Source organism: Paenibacillus sp. OT2-17, from assembly GCF_009827695.1.
GTDB lineage: Bacteria > Bacillota > Bacilli > Paenibacillales > Paenibacillaceae > Paenibacillus > Paenibacillus polymyxa_B.
Genome location: NZ_WUDQ01000057.1, coordinates 1 through 16,801, shown reverse-complemented (window position 1 = coordinate 16,801; position 16,801 = coordinate 1). Strand labels below are relative to the sequence as shown.

Below are 16,801 nucleotides of genomic sequence, written 5' to 3'. Positions count from 1 at the left end.
GAGGCGAGAGGCAGCAACACGATTAACCACGGCAGTAGCCCATACACTTCGTCCCAGCCTTTTCCCCACAGACTTCCAGCTAGCCAAGTGAGCGTGTCGCTGGCTTCGAGTGGATACTTGACCAGTATATAATCGGTCGCAGCCTGAAAAATAGCGCCCACCGCCAGTCCGGTCAAGGCTAGCATATTGGGACGCATGCCTCCCTTCATCGAAAGCTGTACGAGCAACAGTGCAGCTAGTCCGGCACCGACAAAGGCCGCTACAGGCAACAGCGCCACTGGGGATGAGGGTAGCAGTACGATGACGAGAACCGCCGCAAAGCCGGCCCCCTTGGATACACCTACCACATCTGGCGAGGCTAGCGGGTTGCGGATCATGCCTTGTAGCAGAACACCGGCTACTGCCAGCCCAGCTCCGGCCATGATGGCCAGCAGACCACGTGGCAGCCGATAGTGGTGAACGATGAACCAGGAAGAGGCATTCTGGTCAGTCAGAGCTGTGATCAGCTCAGAGGGCGTAATGTAGGTGCTGCCCACGCCTATAGCTATAAAAGCAACACCCAGCATTAGTGCGAGTAAAATCCACAGTTTTTTCATCGTGAAGTCCTCCCGTTCTTATGCGCCAGATATAAAAAGAAGGGCGCACCCACCAGCGCCGTTACAATACCAACGGGCGACTCATAAGGAAATGCAATGAATCGTCCAAGCACGTCTGCATATGTCAGCAGCAGAGCTCCGCAGATTGCAGACAGGGGAATGACCCGCTTGTAATTGTCGCCTGTAAACATCTTGATGATATTCGGCACCATCAGGCCCACAAAGCCGATGGACCCGGCTACCGCTATGGCAGAGCCTGCCAGCATAATCACTGAGGCCGAGGCCAGTAGACGGACAAGACGTACGTTTTGTCCCAATCCCTGTGCGACTTCCGTCCCGAGGCTCAGCACAGAGAGCGAGGGGGCCAACGCCAGCGCGAGGATCATACCCACGGCGAACCATGGCAGCACCAGACGCGTGTCGGCCCAAGTGGAACCATCGATGGCTCCGGCGAGCCAATACAGCACATCGGATATTTGCTCGTTGAACACGAGCAGTCCCTGGGTGATGGAGGCCAGCAACAGATGCACGGCCATCCCGGCAAGGGCCAGCTTGACCGGCGTCATGCCCGCCGTTCCGGCCAGCGCATATACGAAGGAGCCGCCTGCGATGGCCCCGGCAATAGCAAAATAAATGCTGCCGGACGATCCGATATTCGGCAGCAGCACGACGGACAGCACGACAGCCAGCGAAGCGCCTGAGCTGACCCCGAATACCTGCGGCGAGGCCAGCGGGTTGCGTGTGATGGCCTGCATCAGGGCTCCAGCTACGGCGAGCCCCGCCCCGACGATTAGGCCAATAACGGCACGCGGTAGGCGTACCGTCAAGACAATGAGCTGATCCTTGGACGGATGCTCGGTGAACAGCGCAGTCAGCATGGTGGGGATGTCCATCCTGACTGGGCCAATCGCCACGCTGAGCAGCAATCCAGCCAGCAACGCAGCGATAAGTGCAAAGAAGACCGGCTTATTCAGCCGGTCGCGTGAGACTTGTCCGATCAACGGGAGCCGTCTCCTTTACTTTGCGCGGGATACAGAAGCGAAATGGCTTGCTCCAGTATTTTCTCGGCTGAGCCGAGTCCACGGTACCGGGTCCATAGTGCCCGGTTCACTTCGTAAACTTCCCCTTTTTTGACGGCCGTAATGTTTTGCCAAAGCGGGTTTTGCTTCCATTCCGCAATCAGCTTCTCATCGGCTTCCACCAAAAAGATCACATCAGGATCCGCTTGTGCAATCTGTTCCAGCGTCAGCTTGACGGTAGGCTCGCTTGTATTTTGAAGGGCATTGTGAATACCCGCTTGCTCCAGCAGTTGTCCATCAAAGGATGAAGCACCGTGAGCCGATAGTGAATCAGAGCGGAATACCCCTAGCAATACGCTACGTGACTCGCCAGCTTTGATGCCTTCTTTTAACTTTTCCATGGTAGCTTTATGCGCAGTGAGAATTTGCTCGCCTTTTTCCTTCTCGCCCAACGCATCGGCGATGACACCGAAGGATGCCAGGTTTTGTTCATAGGAGGAATTGCGGCTCTTTAGAACAATGGTCGGAGCAATCTCGCTTAGTTCTTTGTATATGCTTTTATGACGATTCAGATCGGCAATAATCAAATCCGGCTTCAGGGAGCTAATCGTTTCCAGGTTTGGCTGTTTGCGCGTGCCTACTGGTGTGAAGTTGATTTTCTTACCGAGCAGCCCATCAATATCATCGTCATTTTCCTGAGCTATGCCGACAGGAGTAACGCCCAGTTGGGTTGTGGCATCGACAAAAGAGAATTCCAGGGTTACGATTCTTTTGGGTGTACCTGTAACCTTGGTTTCTCCCATCTCATGTTTAATCATTCGAGTGTCGCCTGTTGCTTGAGGTGCTACTGCGCTGTTATCTTGTGACTGGCGTCCACATCCCGCCATAATGACCGTCAGTAGTGCCAGGATCGCTGCAAGCAGCATGCCTGTGCGCAGTGGTTGTTTCGGTGTTGCCATACGTTATCCCCCGTTCCAGTATGATTATCAGAGAAACTGATAATCATTATCAATCAACTAACTGTTGATCATTCTAGCAATCGGGAAGGAGGACGTAAATAATGTGGTCATTTAAACCGTTTTGATCGATTAAGTGAATTAAATTCAATAAAATTATGAATAGGAGGAGGGGGAAGTAACAGGACATCAGAGTTGGGTGGTTTATGCATCCCTCCGCTGTCGCCGATAGATACGCTCCGGTCTGCCGACGGTTCCGTACACCTGATCGTGGTGCGCGTCGCCACTTTCCACTAAATACTCCAGATACCTTCTGGCTGTAGAGCGGCTCATACCCAGCTCAATTCCCACTGTACCTGTAGTCACCTCACCCCGTCGATTCAGGAGATCTAGCACTTTGTCGCAGGTTACTTTATCGATGCCTTTGGCCCATAATTCTCCGACTCCGTTCCCCGCCATCCGACCGGTGCCCGCGCTTTGAAGCAAACTGTCAATTTCAGATTGTTCGACTGTGGATTGTTCCTCTTGCCATGTTGTGATTTGTCGCCGAAATCGGGCATATTCCTCCAAGGTCGCACGCAATCTCTCGAATATAAGCGGCTTTACGATAAAATCAAACACGCCTGCTCGAACGGCTTGTACCACTGTTTCAGCTTCTTTGGCGGCAGTCAGCATAATAACATCTGTACCCGGATAGTGTTGCTTAATGAACGATAGCAGGGTTAGACCATCTGTATCAGGAAAATAAACATCCAGCACGACTAGAGGAGGACGGAGCACGTCCAGTTGAAGTTTTGCCTCAAATTCGTTCGTCGCGATTGCACATACGGTGAACCCGTCTACCTTTTCAATAAATCGGCGGTTAATCTCCGCAATTCGCGGATCGTCTTCAATAATAAGAACCTCAATGTCCGATAAAACCCGCTCATTCATGGGCATAACCTCCTTTTGCATCATTACTCATATCTGTCCTATGTAAAGGAATGTATACCTCAAAAATACTTCCACCACCAGGCCGTTCATGCACTTCAATAGAGCCGCCCATTCGTTCAGTGTACTCCAGCACGAGAGCAAGGCCATATCCATGTCCTGCATCTGCTTTGGTCGAAGCTCCCCTGACAAACAGCTTTTCTTGGATATCGTCCGAAATTCCCGATCCGTTATCCGCAACTTCGACGATGATGGCTTCAGTCGTTTCTTCAAGCCGGAACCAGACCTGTCCGTCAGAGAGGGAGGACATCGCAACAGCTTCCATGGCATTGTCCAGCAGGTTTCCGGCTATGGAAGCGAGAAAGGACCACTCCAACGTAGGAGACTGGGTTGAGAATGCTCCTTTAATATCAAAATGGAGTAAAACCCCTTTTTCCAGCGCCTGTTTCTTCTTACCGATCAGTAGGCTGGCGATGATTGAATCGGTTAGGAGAGCTGTGCCAATCGGCCTGTGTACACGATATTCCTCTGATTCCTGGGTGATAAAGTCCACCGCTTCGTCATAACACTCCAACTGAATCAGGCCGGATATGAGATACAGCCGATTGGCGTATTCGTGTGTTTGTGATCGAAGTACTTCCGCGTAATCTTTGACCTCTGTCAACTGTTGTGTCATGTGGAGCAGTTCGGTCTTGTCACGCAGACTGGCAACCGTGCCCATGATGCGACCGGAACGATCCTGGATCGGCACACGGCTGACGACTACAATTCGCTGCTGGACCTCAATTTCCTTATTCCATATGTCCTGTCCCTGATCTGGCCCCATCGTTGAATGCTCTACTGTGTAATCGGCAACAAGCATATCAACCAGTACATCTGGAACACCTGTCAAGTGACGAAGGTCGCATCCGTAGATAGAGGTTTCCGCGGGGAGTCCGATCAAGCGAGCTGCCTGTGGATTGGCAAGTGTGATTTGTCCGTTACTATTAACCGCGATAATTCCTTCGCCGATGGACTCAATAATGGCTTGCTTTTCCTGGTACAGCCGTCCGATCTCCACTGGCTCCAGTCCATGCAGTGCGCGTCGAACCCGTTGCGCTATAACCAGGCTTCCCAATATGCCGATCATCAGCGCGCCCACCATAAACCAGAGCCATGCATATGTGTATGTACGAATATTTTGCTGCACATCTGTCATTAAAAAACCTACAGAGACGAGCCCGATGGCCTTACCTTGCGTATCATAAACGGCTGTTTTGGCGCGTATTGACGGTCCGAGAGAACCCGTCGATTCAGTGATAAAGGACTGCCCTTGCAGTACCTTATCATTCATGGGGTCTATCATAGGCGTGCCGATACGCTCCGGGTTTACATGCCACTGTCGAATGAGATGACGATCAGCAATAGTAATAAAATCAGCGCCGCTGCTGGCTTGGACAGGCTTTATGACCTCGTTGATACGCGAACGCAATTGCGTCGTCTCAGTCTGCTCCAGAGCGTCTCTGACCTGCGCATCTACGGCGAGGGTATTGGCGACGGTGAGCGCCCTTTCTCCGATTTCATCATATAGAGCGGAGGTGATCATATATCGAAAGGATAATCCCAACAGCCCGGTAACTACCAGTACTAAAAGAGATATAAATACCATTAGTTTTGTCTGAAAACGCACATGCCTTCACCGCCGTTAAACAAAATATAGGAGGAACGGATCAGCTGATCTTCTCCCCCATACGATCTATTTTACTGTATTACAGAAACGCCCGCACTTTTATTCTGTCGAAAGAATGGTCTATAATAGAAATAGTTACATAATACGAGGAGGAACATAATATGATTATTATTCATGCCGATATGAAAGTTTTACCTGAAAAAAGAGAGACTTTTCTGCAACAAACCCAAGGGCTGATCAGCGCATCCCAAGCTGAAGAAGGCAATGTACGTTACACGTTAATGCAGGATCTGAATGATCCCAACGCATTTACGATGGTTGAAGAGTGGAAAGATGCTGCTGCTGTAGATTTCCATAATAATTCTGCCCATTTCCAGGCATTTGTTGCCGCGGCTAAAGAATTGTTGGCTGCTCCACTTCAAGTGAATGCTTTTCAGGATGCAACTAAACTGTAATCATCCCGTTGAATAATTCATAATCAGGAACAGGAGGAATAGACATGGGGAACATTGCGGATACAACTGTACTGAATAACGGAGTTCAGATGCCTTGGCTCGGTTTCGGTACTTACAAGGCGGAAGGCAATGAGGTCTACGAAGCGGTCAAAACAGCTATTGAGGTCGGTTACCGTCACATTGATACAGCGGCGATCTACGGCAACGAGGAACTGGTTGGACAAGCCATTCGTGATAGTGGAGCGGCTAGAGAAAACCTGTTTGTAACTACCAAGCTATGGAATCAGGATCAAGGCTACGATTCAACACTGCGTGCCTTTGAGGAAAGCCGTAAGCGGCTGGGTCTGGATATCATTGATCTGTATCTCATTCATTGGCCTGGCAAGGATAAGTACAAGGAAACCTGGAAGGCATTCGAACGACTGTATGAAGAAGGAAGCGTACGCGCTATCGGAGTTAGTAACTTCCAAGTTCACCATCTCGAAGACCTCCTCAAAGACAGCAACATGGTTCCTGTCATCAACCAAGTGGAGCTTCACCCTCGTCTGACTCAACAAGAGCTGCATCAATACTGCCGGGAGCACCAGATTCAGCTTGAATCGTGGAGTCCGCTGATGAAGGGGAAATTAACCGAGCAAGCGGACATCGTTGAGATTGCTGCCAAATACGGTAAAACCTCTTCGCAGGTTATTTTGCGTTGGCATCTGGATCGGGGGATTGTGACGATTCCCAAATCTGTAACCGCGCATCGTATTCGCGAAAATGCTGATTTATTCGACTTTGAATTGACGGCTGAGGATATTGAACGAATCAATGGTCTTCATCTTGATGAGCGTGTAGGCACGCATCCCGATAAGCTGCTGTTCTAATATTAAGATTAAATGTACAAAGAACCTCCTAATTCTACGTTTACGTGGATTGGGAGGTTCCTTTTTTAGGTTCAGGTTTGGCTTTGTCTGCTTACTGGTTTAGCTTACGATACAACAAGAGAGAATAGAGTATGGGAGAGATGACGGATATGATCAGCATGGATAGAAAAATGACCGTTCCCGCCACTCCATCGACCCATGCCGCCACCAAACCCGAAGCACCACCGAGCATCATCATAGGTCCACCGAAACGGTGCGTTTTACGCCATACCTCGGGGTTAGACAGAGTCCACGGAGTGCGGATACCGAAGGTATAGTTCGGCTGCACCTGAGTCATATAATTACCCATCACCAGCAGCAGCAGGCCTATTACCCCCAAAATTATAGTATTCATTTGCAGTCGTATGTTCAGGTTATACAGCAGCATCCCCCATCCAGCTACAGCCAGAACCAAAGAAATACCTGCACGCGTAACTTCATAGGCTTTTGAAAATTTCTCATAATTAGCTCTGTTGGGGTCCATGTAGCGTGCCAATCGAATGACCAGCGGTACTAGACCCAACAGCACGAGCATGATAATAGAACCACTTTTGCTCATATACCCGTCTGCTGTATTGTCAAAGCCAAAATGCGAGGCTAGAACATTGGGAAGTCGGTCGTACAGCAATATAGCTCCTATCGCAGGTGATAAGGCAATCAAAGTCGTCAAAACATCTGTAAAGCTCCAATGTATTCGAAATTTCATTCAGATCCCTCCGTATCCTTGATATGATTCACATTTTTCTGGGCAGGGGTATCGGAGTGGGCGATGCTGAACATCCAACCGATGACATCCGCCACAACCGTTGTATGCAGGGTGTAGATAATGTTTTGCCCCTGTCGTTCATCCAGCACCAGCCCAGCCTGCTTCAGGATATTGAGATGGTGGGAGATGCTGGGCTTACTAATTTGAAAATGTTCAGCCACTTCACCTGCGCTCATACTTTTCTCCTTTAAAAGCTGTAAGATTGTACGCCGGGTCGGATCAGCCAAAGCTTTGAAGGCATCGTTCAAAATACATTTCCTCCTTTAGATATTTAGATAATATTCTAAATATCTAACATCATAGTAAAATAGAGCTATACTGCATGTCAATGGAACAAGACATCATTTTAGAAAAAAGATTTAGATCAGGCTAATTAGGTTTGTAAAAGGCAGCGAAGTTGGCTATAATTAATTTATACTAAAAATAAGAATCTTAATTTAAAGAAAAAATGAGGAGGAAATATAAATGAAACACGTATTTCGTAAAGGAAATCATCCGCAAGCCCCGGTTATTTTGCTGTTGCATGGTACAGGCGGGAACGAACAAGACCTGATACCTTTGGCCGAGATGGTAGCACCGGGAGCTTCTGTGTTAGGCGTGAGAGGAAATGTGCTGGAAAATGGGATGCCACGTTTCTTTCGCCGTTTGGCAGAAGGAGTGTTCGACATTGAGGATCTCGTATTTCGCACCAAAGAACTGAGCGAATTTGTGGACACAGCTGCAGAGCAATACGATTTTGATCGTAATAACGTGGTGGCTCTTGGCTATTCCAATGGTGCAAACATAGCCGCCAGCATGCTCTTTCACGATGCAAAAGCGTTACGTGGAGCTATTTTGCACCATGCAATGGTGCCGTTGCGTGGCCTGGATTTGCCAGCTTTGAATGGTATCCCTGTATTTTTGTCTTCCGGTGAGAATGATCCCATTGTTCCGATTTCGGAATCTCAGGAGCTGCAAGCATTATTGGAAGGGGCCGGAGCGCAGGTGGAAGCATATTGGGAACGCAATGGTCATCAATTGACTCGGACTGAAGCCGAAGCCGCAGGAAAGTGGTTTGGGGAGCATTTTAATGCATAAAATGCTCCGATAGCGATCAAGCTACGGATTAGCGCTCTACTGAGCGACCCCATAATTAGGAGGCGACAAACGAATGGCAAAACCAGATAATCGAGCCGATAATGTTGAACATTTGCAACAAAGTATTCAGAACACACAGCAGAACCTGCATGAAGCTGAAGGATATCTAAACGAATTTTCCTCTGAAATCAGCAACGAGGAGCGTAAGCAGATCGAAGAAAAAAATAATCGTCGTAAAGAAAGTATTAGATCATTTCGGGAAGAAGTGAAGGACGAAGCAGCCCATTCCCAAGAGTAGTTAAAAAAGCGAGGCCCAACTTCGAGTTTCAATTCGAGTGGGGCCTCTTTTTTATGCAAAAATCATCATAGCCTCATTCAATTCATTTTCCCCCTATAATGCAAAGGAGACGCTAATCCGCGTTGAAAATAAATATTTTATAAATAATGTTGTTGTAAACTAATTTGTGTTGATGTTAAATAATAAAAGAAAGCGCAATCATTTACGAATTAGGATTTCATCATGCGAAGGGGGAAGGATATGCTGCTGCGAAGAAAACGCATGGCTTTGATGCTTATGGCGGTGGTTTTGATGGCTGGACTGCTGCAAGGCTGTTCTTTCAAGACCGATGAAAAGGATGGGCCGGGAACAGAACTTGTATTATGGACGTTCAATGAACTGCATGAGAAGTTTTTTCTGCAAATGGCTGACCAATGGAACCAACAGCACCCTGATGAATTGATTAATTTGAAAGCGAATACATTTCCTTATGATAACCATCACAGTAAGCTGTCGATTGCGCTGCAATCGGGGGTGGGAGCGCCGGATATCGCGGATATCGAGGTGAACAAGATCGGTAATTTCCTCAAAGGCATACCGCAGCTGGTCCCGCTCAATCCGGTGATTGACCCCGAGATCAATAACATTGTGCCTTCCAGAGTACAGATTTACGGCAAAGACGGTAAATATTACGGCATTGACTTCCACGTTGGGGCCGAAGTGATGTATTACAATAAAGAGATTATGGATCAGGCGGGGGTAAACCCGGATTCCATCGTCACCTGGGCAGACTATGCTGCTGCAGGCAAGCAAGTACTGGCGAAAACAGGCAAGCCCATGGCGACCTTAGAAACGAATGACCTATGGAGCTATTGGCCGATGATCTCCCAGCAAAATTCAGATTTTCTGGATGACAAGGGCGAGTTGACGTTGGATAACGAAACCAATATTAAAACACTCGAGTTTCTTCAACAGATGATAAAAGACAAAATCGCTATTCCCGCACCGGGCGGCGGGCATCACATGGAGGAATACTACGGATTTATGAACAAAGGTGGGGCCGCTTCGGTATGGATGCCGATGTGGTATATGGGACGTTTTACGGATTACATGCCTGACCTAAAAGGTAAAATTATCATCAGACCCATGCCAGCGTGGGAAAAAGGTGGTTTTCGCTCAGCGGGTATGGGTGGAACCGGGACGGTAGTCACGAACCAATCAGAGCACCAGGATCTGGCGATGCGCTTTCTGGCCTTTGCCAAGCTATCCAAGCAAGGGAATGTGGAGATCTGGAAGCAGCTTGGTTTTGATCCCATCCGTAGTGAAGTGTGGACCATGCCGGAAGCCAAAGCCAAGAATAAATTTACGGAGTATTTCGGAACGAATATTTTTGACACGCTCATCGAAGTCAAAGATGAAATCAATGCGGTGCATATCGGTCCGAAAACGCCTGATATCGCCAGTGCTGTGCGCAATAAAATACTTTATCGGACACTACAGAATGGCGAAGATCCAGCCACGGTGCTACATGAGCTGGCAGATGAACTGAGATAGACCCCAACAGGAAAGGGAGTGAGATTCATGGCAACGCCCGTTCATACGAACGCTAATGTACCGACAGGTCAGCCGCCACAACCTCAGCGTCCGACCAGAAGCCGATGGAGTCGCTTTATTCATTCCAGCCGTACGGCACCGTATGTGTTTGTCCTTCCATTTTTACTGTCCTTTGCGTTATTTTTTGCCTATCCGGTCATATCGACGGTCATTATGAGCTTTCAGGAAGTCCTGCCAGGGATAACAACTTATGTTGGACTGGAGAATTATAAGGACTTAATCAATCCTACGTTTGGAAAGGCGATATTGAATAGCGTCCTGTATACGCTGCTTACACTAGTCGTGCTGATTCCTCTGCCGCTGGTATTGGCAGTATTGCTGAATTCGCCTAAAATGCCGGGCAGAGGGTTGTTTCGCTCCGTGATGTTTATCCCTGCACTAACCTCGGTGGTGGTAGCAGGAACGATCTTCCGCCTCATGTTCGGGGAATTGGATGGTTCGCTGATGAACTCCCTGTTGGGGGTATTCGGTCTGGAGCCTTACAAATGGCTAATGAATGCGAACACCGGCTTTTTAGCGTTGATTGTGCTGGCCTTGTGGAGATGGTTGGGCGTAAATATGTTGTACTACATGTCGGGACTCCAGAACATTCCTCCTGAGTTGTATGAGGCTGCGCAGATTGATGGAGCCAGTCGTTTCGATTCATTTTGGCGGATTACGATTCCTATGCTGAAACCAGTAACGATCTACGTATTTACGATTAGCATTTATGCGGGGTTGTCCATGTTCACGGAGAGCTACATGTTGTGGAACGGAAATAACTCCCCGAACGATATTGGTTTAACAATTGTTGGCTATCTCTATCGCCAAGGTCTGGAGCAGAACAGTATGGGATTCGGAGCTGCGGTGGGCATTGTATTGCTCGTATTTACACTCGTGCTGAACCTGATCCAGCTCAAATTTTTCGGTATGTTCCGGAAGGAGGATTAAGCGATGGCTCAGAAACAAAAAGGCTCGTTATCCGCATTGCTCGTTGTCCTGTTCATTCTGTTTGCCGGGTTTGCCCTGTTTCCGCTATTTGCCGTGACGCTTGCCTCGTTCAAGCCATCGACGGAGCTGCTGCGCTACGGCTTGAATCTTAAGCTGGAGTGGGGCATCATGTCCTTGAAAAACTATGCGTTCATCTTTCAGGGGACGACGGATTATTTTCAATGGTACTGGAACAGTATTGTCATTACCGTCTTGTTTACGGTGTTATGTCTGATATTGTCCGCGATGGTTGGCTACGGTCTGGAGATGTACCGTTTTAGATTGAAAAATGTGATTTTCACACTGGTACTGGTCGTGATGATGATCCCGGTAGAAATTATCATGCTGCCGCTCTACAAGCTAATGATTGGCATGAAGCTAATTAATACAGTATGGGGCGTAATTCTACCCTTCGTCGTCGCGCCGATCCCGATCTTTTTCTTCCGTCAATATTTGAGTGGTGTTCCCAAGGACTTCATGGATGCTGCGCGGGTTGACGGCTGTTCAGAATATGGCATTTTCGTGCGGATTATGATGCCTCTGATGGCGCCTGCATTTGCGGCAATGGCTATTTTGCAGGCGATGAACAGTTGGAATAACTTCCTGTGGCCGATGATTGTATTACGTACCAACGACATGCTGACACTGCCAATTGGACTGTCCAGTCTGCTGACGCCGTATGGCAACAATTATGATGTGCTGATCGCGGGATCCGTTTTGGCTATTTTACCGATTCTCGTCGTGTTCCTGTTCTTCCAGCGTTACTTTATTGAAGGGATGACGGCAGGCGGAGTAAAAGGATAATTGGAAGGGTATTAAATAGAGCAATGGAATACAAGAAATGTGCAACGTCAGAAAAGGCTGATCGGGTATTGTCCCGGTCTGCCTTTTTTTAGATTCGATTGATTTTCATTCTCATTTTCATGACTATCATCTGCACAAGCTATGGGTAAACGTGGTATGATATTTGAAAGATTTCAAATACAGCACTTTGCATAATTCGATTCCTGACGCTCAAAAGTACAATATATAGACGAACTAAACCGTTTCGATCTGTATATTGCTGATTTGAAATCGCTCTTGGGATTTATGCAAAATGCTCAAATACAGAAATATTCAGGCGGAGCGTGGAGAACCTATGGAACCAACAGAAACCCAGAAAACTGACCCGACCATGGCGTCAACCGTTGGCATGGAAGATATTGTACGAGCGCATCATATGCTGCGTGAGGTGATTGTACGTACACCTTTACAGAGGGATGCCGTCCTATCGGCCAAATATAACTGTAATGTGTATCTGAAAAGAGAGGATCTCCAAGTCGTGCGGTCCTTTAAAATCCGTGGAGCTTACAACATGATCCGTAGCTTGACCCCTGAGCAAATGGAAAAAGGAATCGTGTGTGCGAGTGCAGGGAATCATGCGCAAGGTGTGGCTTTTTCATGTAATGCTCTTGGTATCCACGGTAAAATATTTATGCCGAGTACAACGCCCAATCAGAAGGTCAAGCAGGTTCGTCGCTTTGGCGGTAACAGTGTAGAGGTCATTCTGACCGGAGACACGTTTGATGATGCCTATGACGAGGCCATGAAGGTGTGCAGCGAGCAGGCAATGACCTTCATCCATCCGTTCGATCAGCCGAAAATTATTGCGGGCAATGGTACGATTGCGATGGAAGTGATGGAGAGCCTAGATACACCTATGGACTATGTGTTCGTAACGATTGGCGGCGGCGGTTTGGCGGCAGGCGTAGGTACGTATGTTAAAACCGTGAGTCCGTCCACCAAGGTAATTGGCGTGGAACCCCTCGGCGCGGCGTCGATGACGGAAGCGATGCGTGTGCACAAGGTGGTTACACTGGATCAAATAGACAAATTTGTTGACGGAGCTGCAGTGAAGCGTGTGGGTCAGCTGACATACGATATTTGTAAGCATACCTTGGACGATATTGTGAAGGTACCGGAAGGCAAAGCATGTACCGCGATTCTGGAGCTGTATAATGAAAATGCGATTGTTGTGGAGCCTGCGGGCTCACTGCCTGTTGCAGCACTTGATCTGTATCGCGAGCAGATTCAAGGCAAAACGGTTGTCTGTATCGTCAGCGGTGGTAACAACGATATAGATCGTATGCAGGAGATTAAGGAACGGTCCCTCATTTACGAAGGACTGAAGCATTATTTTATGGTGAATTTCCCGCAAAGAGCTGGGGCACTGCGTGAGTTTCTACAGGATGTGCTTGGACCAGACGACGATATTACTAGGTTTGAATATACGAAAAAGAATGATAAGGAAAATGGACCAGCTCTGGTCGGCATTGAGCTGTTCCACAAGGAAGACTATCTTCCTTTAATTGAACGAATGAACCGCAAGGGGCTTAAATACACGGAACTGAACAAAAACGAAAATCTATTTAATATGTTAATTTGAAAAGGAGCCTATGGGCTCCTTTTTTGTATCAGAATTTTGCAAAATCCTCGTATGTATATTGTTATGCGTAGTTTACGAATTTCTTTTTATTTGAAATAAAGCGTTTACAAAACTGAATGTGATAGGTTAATATATGGGTAACTTCATAAGTATAAACACTAATGTAATAGGTGTGTCACCTGAATTTCATTATAAGATACTCATTCGGAGGTGCGAAAGAATGTTGAAGGCATGGAAAAAATCAGTACAGAGTAAATTGACCCGAACGGCGTTTGCTGCCGTAACCTCGGCTGCTTTAATGCTGTCAGTGATGCCATCTGCATCCGCAGAGCATTGGGCGTTAACTGGCGATGTGGCAGTGCATGATCCGTCCATTACGAAGGAAGGCAACGCATGGTATATTTTCTCCACAGGGCAGGGGATACAGGTTCAGAGATCGGATGACGGACGCAATTTTTACAGATTGCCGCAAATATTCCTGTCACCGCCATCATGGTGGAAATCGTATGTACCTAAGCAAAAGACTAACGATGTATGGGCACCGGATGCTCAAAAGTATAATGGACGGGTATGGCTGTACTATTCCATTTCTACTTTTGGTGCCCGGACCTCGGCTATCGGACTAGCTTCCGCAACGAGCATTGGCGCGGGGAGCTGGAGAGATGATGGACTAGTGCTGCGTACGACGGATGCTAACGATTATAATGCCATTGACCCGAATCTCGTCATTGACGCTTCCGGTAACCCGTGGCTTTCCTTTGGTTCATGGAATTCAGGCTTGAAAGTGACTCGATTGGACAAAAATACGATGAAGCCTACGGGCCAGATCTATTCTATCGCCAAGCGTACGGCTGGTGGTTTGGAAGCGCCACATGTTACATACCGCGACGGCTATTATTATCTGTTTGCTTCCATTGATAACTGCTGCAAAGGCGTAGACAGTAATTATAAGATTATTTACGGTCGCTCTACTAGTATTACAGGACCGTATGTGGACAAGAGCGGCAAAAGCCTGATGGATGGCGGTGGAACGATACTGGATGCAGGGAATGACCGTTGGAAGGGACCGGGTGGACAATCTGTCTATAACAACAGTGTGATTGCACGTCATGCCTATGATGCCACTGATGGTGGAAATCCAAAGCTTCTGATTAGTGATTTGAAATGGGATTCGGCAGGCTGGCCTACGTACTAAAGAGAGGACCGTTTGGAGTCATTTGTGCAGTAAAATCATATAGATATATTCAAAAACTGTTCCTCCTAAGGGGAACAGTTTTTGGCTTGCAATGTCATAGAAACATGCTATTATGTATCAAGTTGATAATAATTATCATTATCGTTATAAGAAACGTGATGATTTTCAGGTATGGAGGGAGTGACCTCACCAAATGCAGTCCAAAGACAGCATGGACAAACATACAGCTCTGACAGAGAGGGCAGTTCCTGAAGTAGACATAACAGCACGTCCAGTGCTTCGAGCGGGTAGGATTCGGCAGGCGTTGTTGTTCACAGCTTCGGCTGTATTGTTGGCTTTGACCATATTCGCCGCCATTTCTCTAGGAGCCAAGGACTTGACCGTAAGCACCGTGTGGTCGGCAGTATTCCACTATGATCGTTCGCTAATGACACATCAGATCATTCACGAGCTGAGATTACCGCGTGTACTTGGTGCAGCAGTTATTGGAGCTGCGCTGGCGGTGGCAGGCTCTCTGATTCAGGGTATTACACGCAACCCGCTGGGAGATACAGGTGTGCTGGGCATTAACGCAGGAGCGATGTTTGTAGTTGCAGTGAGTTTTGCCTTTTTCCCCAATCTACCTTATGGGACGTTAATTGTATTGTCGTTCCTTGGTGCGCTGATGAGTACCTTACTAGTATTTGGTCTGGGAGCATCTGCACCGGGAGGATTGACACCTATGAGATTGACGGTGTCTGGAGCTGTGACGGCTGCCTTGTTAGGTTCCATGACTTCGGGGATTGCGATTTATTTTGATCTAAGTCAGGATTTAGCCTTCTGGTATGCGGGTGGTGTAGCCGGGATTAAATGGTCGCAGCTTGAGATTCTTGCACCAATTTTGCTTATTGTGATCGTCTGGTCTATGGGGCTGGCACGTTCCATTTCGCTGATTTCGATGGGCGATGAGGTGGCGTTAAACCTTGGGTTGAATCTCAGGCGTATCCGGCTTTTGGGTCTGCTGACTGTAGTGGTACTGGCCGGCCTATCTGTATCGGCTGCCGGAGCCATCGGCTTTGTAGGTTTGGTTATCCCACATATTGCTCGCAAGCTAATCGGTGTGGATTATCGCCAGATCGTGCCGCTGTCTGCGTTATTGGGAGCCGTATTACTGGTGCTGGCAGATTTGGGAGCGAGAATGGCAAATCCGCCAGAGGAGCTAGCTATTGGGATTATGGTGTCTTTTATCGGAGTACCCTTTTTCCTCTTTCTCGCCCGTAAGGAAAGGAGGGATTTATAGTGAGTCGCTCTTTAGGGATTGGGGACACAAGAACGAAAAAGGCTTGGCTCGTTTGTTTGGTATTGGCGGGGATCAGCTTTGCTGTCCTTGTTTTGGGTTTGAATACCGGAACGATTCGTATTCCACCGCTACGCGTGCTGGATACGTTGTTTGGCGGTGCCAACGGACGTGATCATATCGTTCTGTTCGAGTATCGTCTGCCTCGTATTGTTGTAACGGTGCTAGCTGGAGCGGGACTAGGCGCAGCCGGGGCGGTCATGCAAGGCTTGTCACGGAACGCACTTGCTGATCCGGGAGTGCTCGGTCTTCATGCGGGGGCTGCGTTGGGACTGGTGATGTTCGTTAGCTTTTTTCGCGACCTGGACGGATCGGCCGCCGTTCTGATCCCCTTGTTTACCTTTGCAGGAGGTGTCATTGCGGCGGTGCTAATTGTTTTGTTGTCCTATAACCGCAGCAGAGGAATCGTGCCGGTGCGTCTGATTTTGTCCGGCATCGGTGTAGCCTCGGGTCTTAGCGCCATAACGCTGTATTGGTCGTTGCGGCTGGATGAGGATACGTACGCATTTACTGCACGTTGGTTGGCTGGCAGCGTTTGGGGCCGGGATTGGATACACGCAGCGGCTTTGTTGCCTTGGATAGTCATTGTATTACCCTACGTTCTGTCGC

The 16,801-nt window shown here is 48.1% G+C and carries 18 protein-coding genes; 11 read left to right on the top strand and 7 right to left on the bottom strand.

Annotated elements, in window-relative coordinates:
• From GRP75_RS10675 to GRP75_RS10655, 5 genes are all read right to left on the bottom strand, one after another.
• Positions 1–596 (bottom strand): FecCD family ABC transporter permease (locus tag GRP75_RS10675; protein WP_160789299.1); only part of this gene is annotated, 596 nt, incomplete at its 3' end.
• On the bottom strand, positions 593–1,597 hold the full coding sequence (locus GRP75_RS10670) for a FecCD family ABC transporter permease (protein ID WP_160789298.1): 1,005 nt from the start codon (positions 1,595–1,597) through the stop codon (positions 593–595). The genes GRP75_RS10670 and GRP75_RS10675, both read right to left, overlap by 4 nt.
• A complete protein-coding gene (locus GRP75_RS10665; protein ID WP_160789297.1) occupies positions 1,594–2,574 on the bottom strand; it encodes an ABC transporter substrate-binding protein in 981 nt (326 codons plus the stop codon). Before GRP75_RS10665 ends, GRP75_RS10670 begins: the two co-directional genes overlap by 4 nt.
• A 201-nt stretch (positions 2,575–2,775) precedes the next feature.
• Positions 2,776–3,504, bottom strand: coding sequence for a response regulator (locus GRP75_RS10660; protein WP_023987065.1), 729 nt, complete (start codon positions 3,502–3,504; stop codon positions 2,776–2,778).
• Positions 3,497–5,170, bottom strand: a complete 1,674-nt coding sequence (locus GRP75_RS10655) for an ATP-binding protein (RefSeq protein ID WP_160789296.1) — start codon at positions 5,168–5,170, stop codon at positions 3,497–3,499. The genes GRP75_RS10660 and GRP75_RS10655 overlap by 8 nt, the downstream gene beginning before the upstream one ends.
• Positions 5,171–5,331: 161 nt before the next feature.
• Between GRP75_RS10655 and GRP75_RS10650 the strand changes: the two genes are divergently transcribed.
• Both GRP75_RS10650 and GRP75_RS10645 read left to right on the top strand, forming a co-directional pair.
• Entirely contained in the window at positions 5,332–5,625 is a 294-nt protein-coding gene (locus tag GRP75_RS10650; protein WP_013308817.1) for a putative quinol monooxygenase, read from the top strand.
• A gap of 44 nt (positions 5,626–5,669) precedes the next feature.
• Positions 5,670–6,494: an aldo/keto reductase gene (locus GRP75_RS10645; protein WP_023987067.1), complete on the top strand. Its 825-nt coding sequence runs from the start codon at positions 5,670–5,672 to the stop codon at positions 6,492–6,494.
• 91 nt (positions 6,495–6,585) lie between these two features.
• On the opposite strand, the gene GRP75_RS10640 is transcribed toward GRP75_RS10645, so the two are convergent.
• Both GRP75_RS10640 and GRP75_RS10635 read right to left on the bottom strand, forming a co-directional pair.
• Positions 6,586–7,239, bottom strand: coding sequence for an SdpI family protein (locus GRP75_RS10640; RefSeq protein ID WP_053324658.1), 654 nt, complete (start codon positions 7,237–7,239; stop codon positions 6,586–6,588).
• Positions 7,236–7,547 (bottom strand): autorepressor SdpR family transcription factor, encoded by a 312-nt coding sequence (locus GRP75_RS10635; RefSeq protein ID WP_013308820.1) that lies wholly within the window; start codon positions 7,545–7,547, stop codon positions 7,236–7,238. Before GRP75_RS10635 ends, GRP75_RS10640 begins: the two co-directional genes overlap by 4 nt.
• 217 nt (positions 7,548–7,764) lie before the next feature.
• Here GRP75_RS10635 and GRP75_RS10630 point away from each other — a divergent pair, with 217 nt between their 5' ends.
• The 9 genes from GRP75_RS10630 to GRP75_RS10590 form a co-directional block, all read left to right on the top strand.
• Positions 7,765–8,376 carry an alpha/beta hydrolase gene (locus GRP75_RS10630; protein ID WP_053324659.1) on the top strand — a complete coding sequence of 204 codons (612 nt, stop codon included), beginning with the start codon at positions 7,765–7,767 and terminating at the stop codon, positions 8,374–8,376.
• Positions 8,377–8,449: 73 nt separating this feature from the next.
• Complete coding sequence (gene tlp, locus GRP75_RS10625) at positions 8,450–8,674, top strand: small acid-soluble spore protein Tlp (RefSeq protein ID WP_013308822.1); 225 nt, start codon at positions 8,450–8,452, stop codon at positions 8,672–8,674.
• Between the two features lie 240 nt (positions 8,675–8,914).
• Positions 8,915–10,207: an ABC transporter substrate-binding protein gene (locus GRP75_RS10620; RefSeq protein ID WP_023987070.1), complete on the top strand. Its 1,293-nt coding sequence runs from the start codon at positions 8,915–8,917 to the stop codon at positions 10,205–10,207.
• A 27-nt stretch (positions 10,208–10,234) separates the two neighbouring features.
• Positions 10,235–11,197: a carbohydrate ABC transporter permease gene (locus GRP75_RS10615; protein WP_023987071.1), complete on the top strand. Its 963-nt coding sequence runs from the start codon at positions 10,235–10,237 to the stop codon at positions 11,195–11,197.
• Positions 11,198–11,200: 3 nt separating this feature from the next.
• A complete protein-coding gene (locus GRP75_RS10610; RefSeq protein WP_023987072.1) occupies positions 11,201–12,040 on the top strand; it encodes a carbohydrate ABC transporter permease in 840 nt (279 codons plus the stop codon).
• 334 nt (positions 12,041–12,374) lie between these two features.
• Entirely contained in the window at positions 12,375–13,661 is a 1,287-nt protein-coding gene (gene ilvA / locus GRP75_RS10605; RefSeq protein ID WP_069080226.1) for a threonine ammonia-lyase IlvA, read from the top strand.
• 220 nt (positions 13,662–13,881) lie between these two features.
• Positions 13,882–14,856, top strand: coding sequence for an arabinan endo-1,5-alpha-L-arabinosidase AbnA (gene abnA / locus GRP75_RS10600; protein ID WP_023987074.1), 975 nt, complete (start codon positions 13,882–13,884; stop codon positions 14,854–14,856).
• A 259-nt stretch (positions 14,857–15,115) separates the two neighbouring features.
• Entirely contained in the window at positions 15,116–16,135 is a 1,020-nt protein-coding gene (locus GRP75_RS10595) for a FecCD family ABC transporter permease (RefSeq protein WP_397345005.1), read from the top strand.
• Positions 16,135–16,801 (top strand): iron chelate uptake ABC transporter family permease subunit (locus GRP75_RS10590; RefSeq protein WP_160789295.1); only part of this gene is annotated, 667 nt, incomplete at its 3' end. The genes GRP75_RS10595 and GRP75_RS10590, both read left to right, overlap by 1 nt.

Bases quoted from the DNA above. Each gene is read 5' to 3' on its own strand.
- GRP75_RS10665 (WP_160789297.1), bottom strand. From the start codon at position 2,574: ATGGCAACACCGAAACAACCACTGCGCACAGGCATGCTGCTTGCAGCG.
- GRP75_RS10660 (WP_023987065.1), bottom strand. From the start codon at position 3,504: ATGAATGAGCGGGTTTTATCGGACATTGAGGTTCTTATTATTGAAGAC.
- GRP75_RS10650 (WP_013308817.1), top strand. From the start codon at position 5,332: ATGATTATTATTCATGCCGATATGAAAGTTTTACCTGAAAAAAGAGAG.
- GRP75_RS10645 (WP_023987067.1), top strand. From the start codon at position 5,670: ATGGGGAACATTGCGGATACAACTGTACTGAATAACGGAGTTCAGATG.
- GRP75_RS10640 (WP_053324658.1), bottom strand. From the start codon at position 7,239: ATGAAATTTCGAATACATTGGAGCTTTACAGATGTTTTGACGACTTTG.
- GRP75_RS10630 (WP_053324659.1), top strand. From the start codon at position 7,765: ATGAAACACGTATTTCGTAAAGGAAATCATCCGCAAGCCCCGGTTATT.
- tlp (WP_013308822.1), top strand. From the start codon at position 8,450: ATGGCAAAACCAGATAATCGAGCCGATAATGTTGAACATTTGCAACAA.
- GRP75_RS10620 (WP_023987070.1), top strand. From the start codon at position 8,915: ATGCTGCTGCGAAGAAAACGCATGGCTTTGATGCTTATGGCGGTGGTT.
- GRP75_RS10615 (WP_023987071.1), top strand. From the start codon at position 10,235: ATGGCAACGCCCGTTCATACGAACGCTAATGTACCGACAGGTCAGCCG.
- GRP75_RS10610 (WP_023987072.1), top strand. From the start codon at position 11,201: ATGGCTCAGAAACAAAAAGGCTCGTTATCCGCATTGCTCGTTGTCCTG.
- ilvA (WP_069080226.1), top strand. From the start codon at position 12,375: ATGGAACCAACAGAAACCCAGAAAACTGACCCGACCATGGCGTCAACC.
- abnA (WP_023987074.1), top strand. From the start codon at position 13,882: ATGTTGAAGGCATGGAAAAAATCAGTACAGAGTAAATTGACCCGAACG.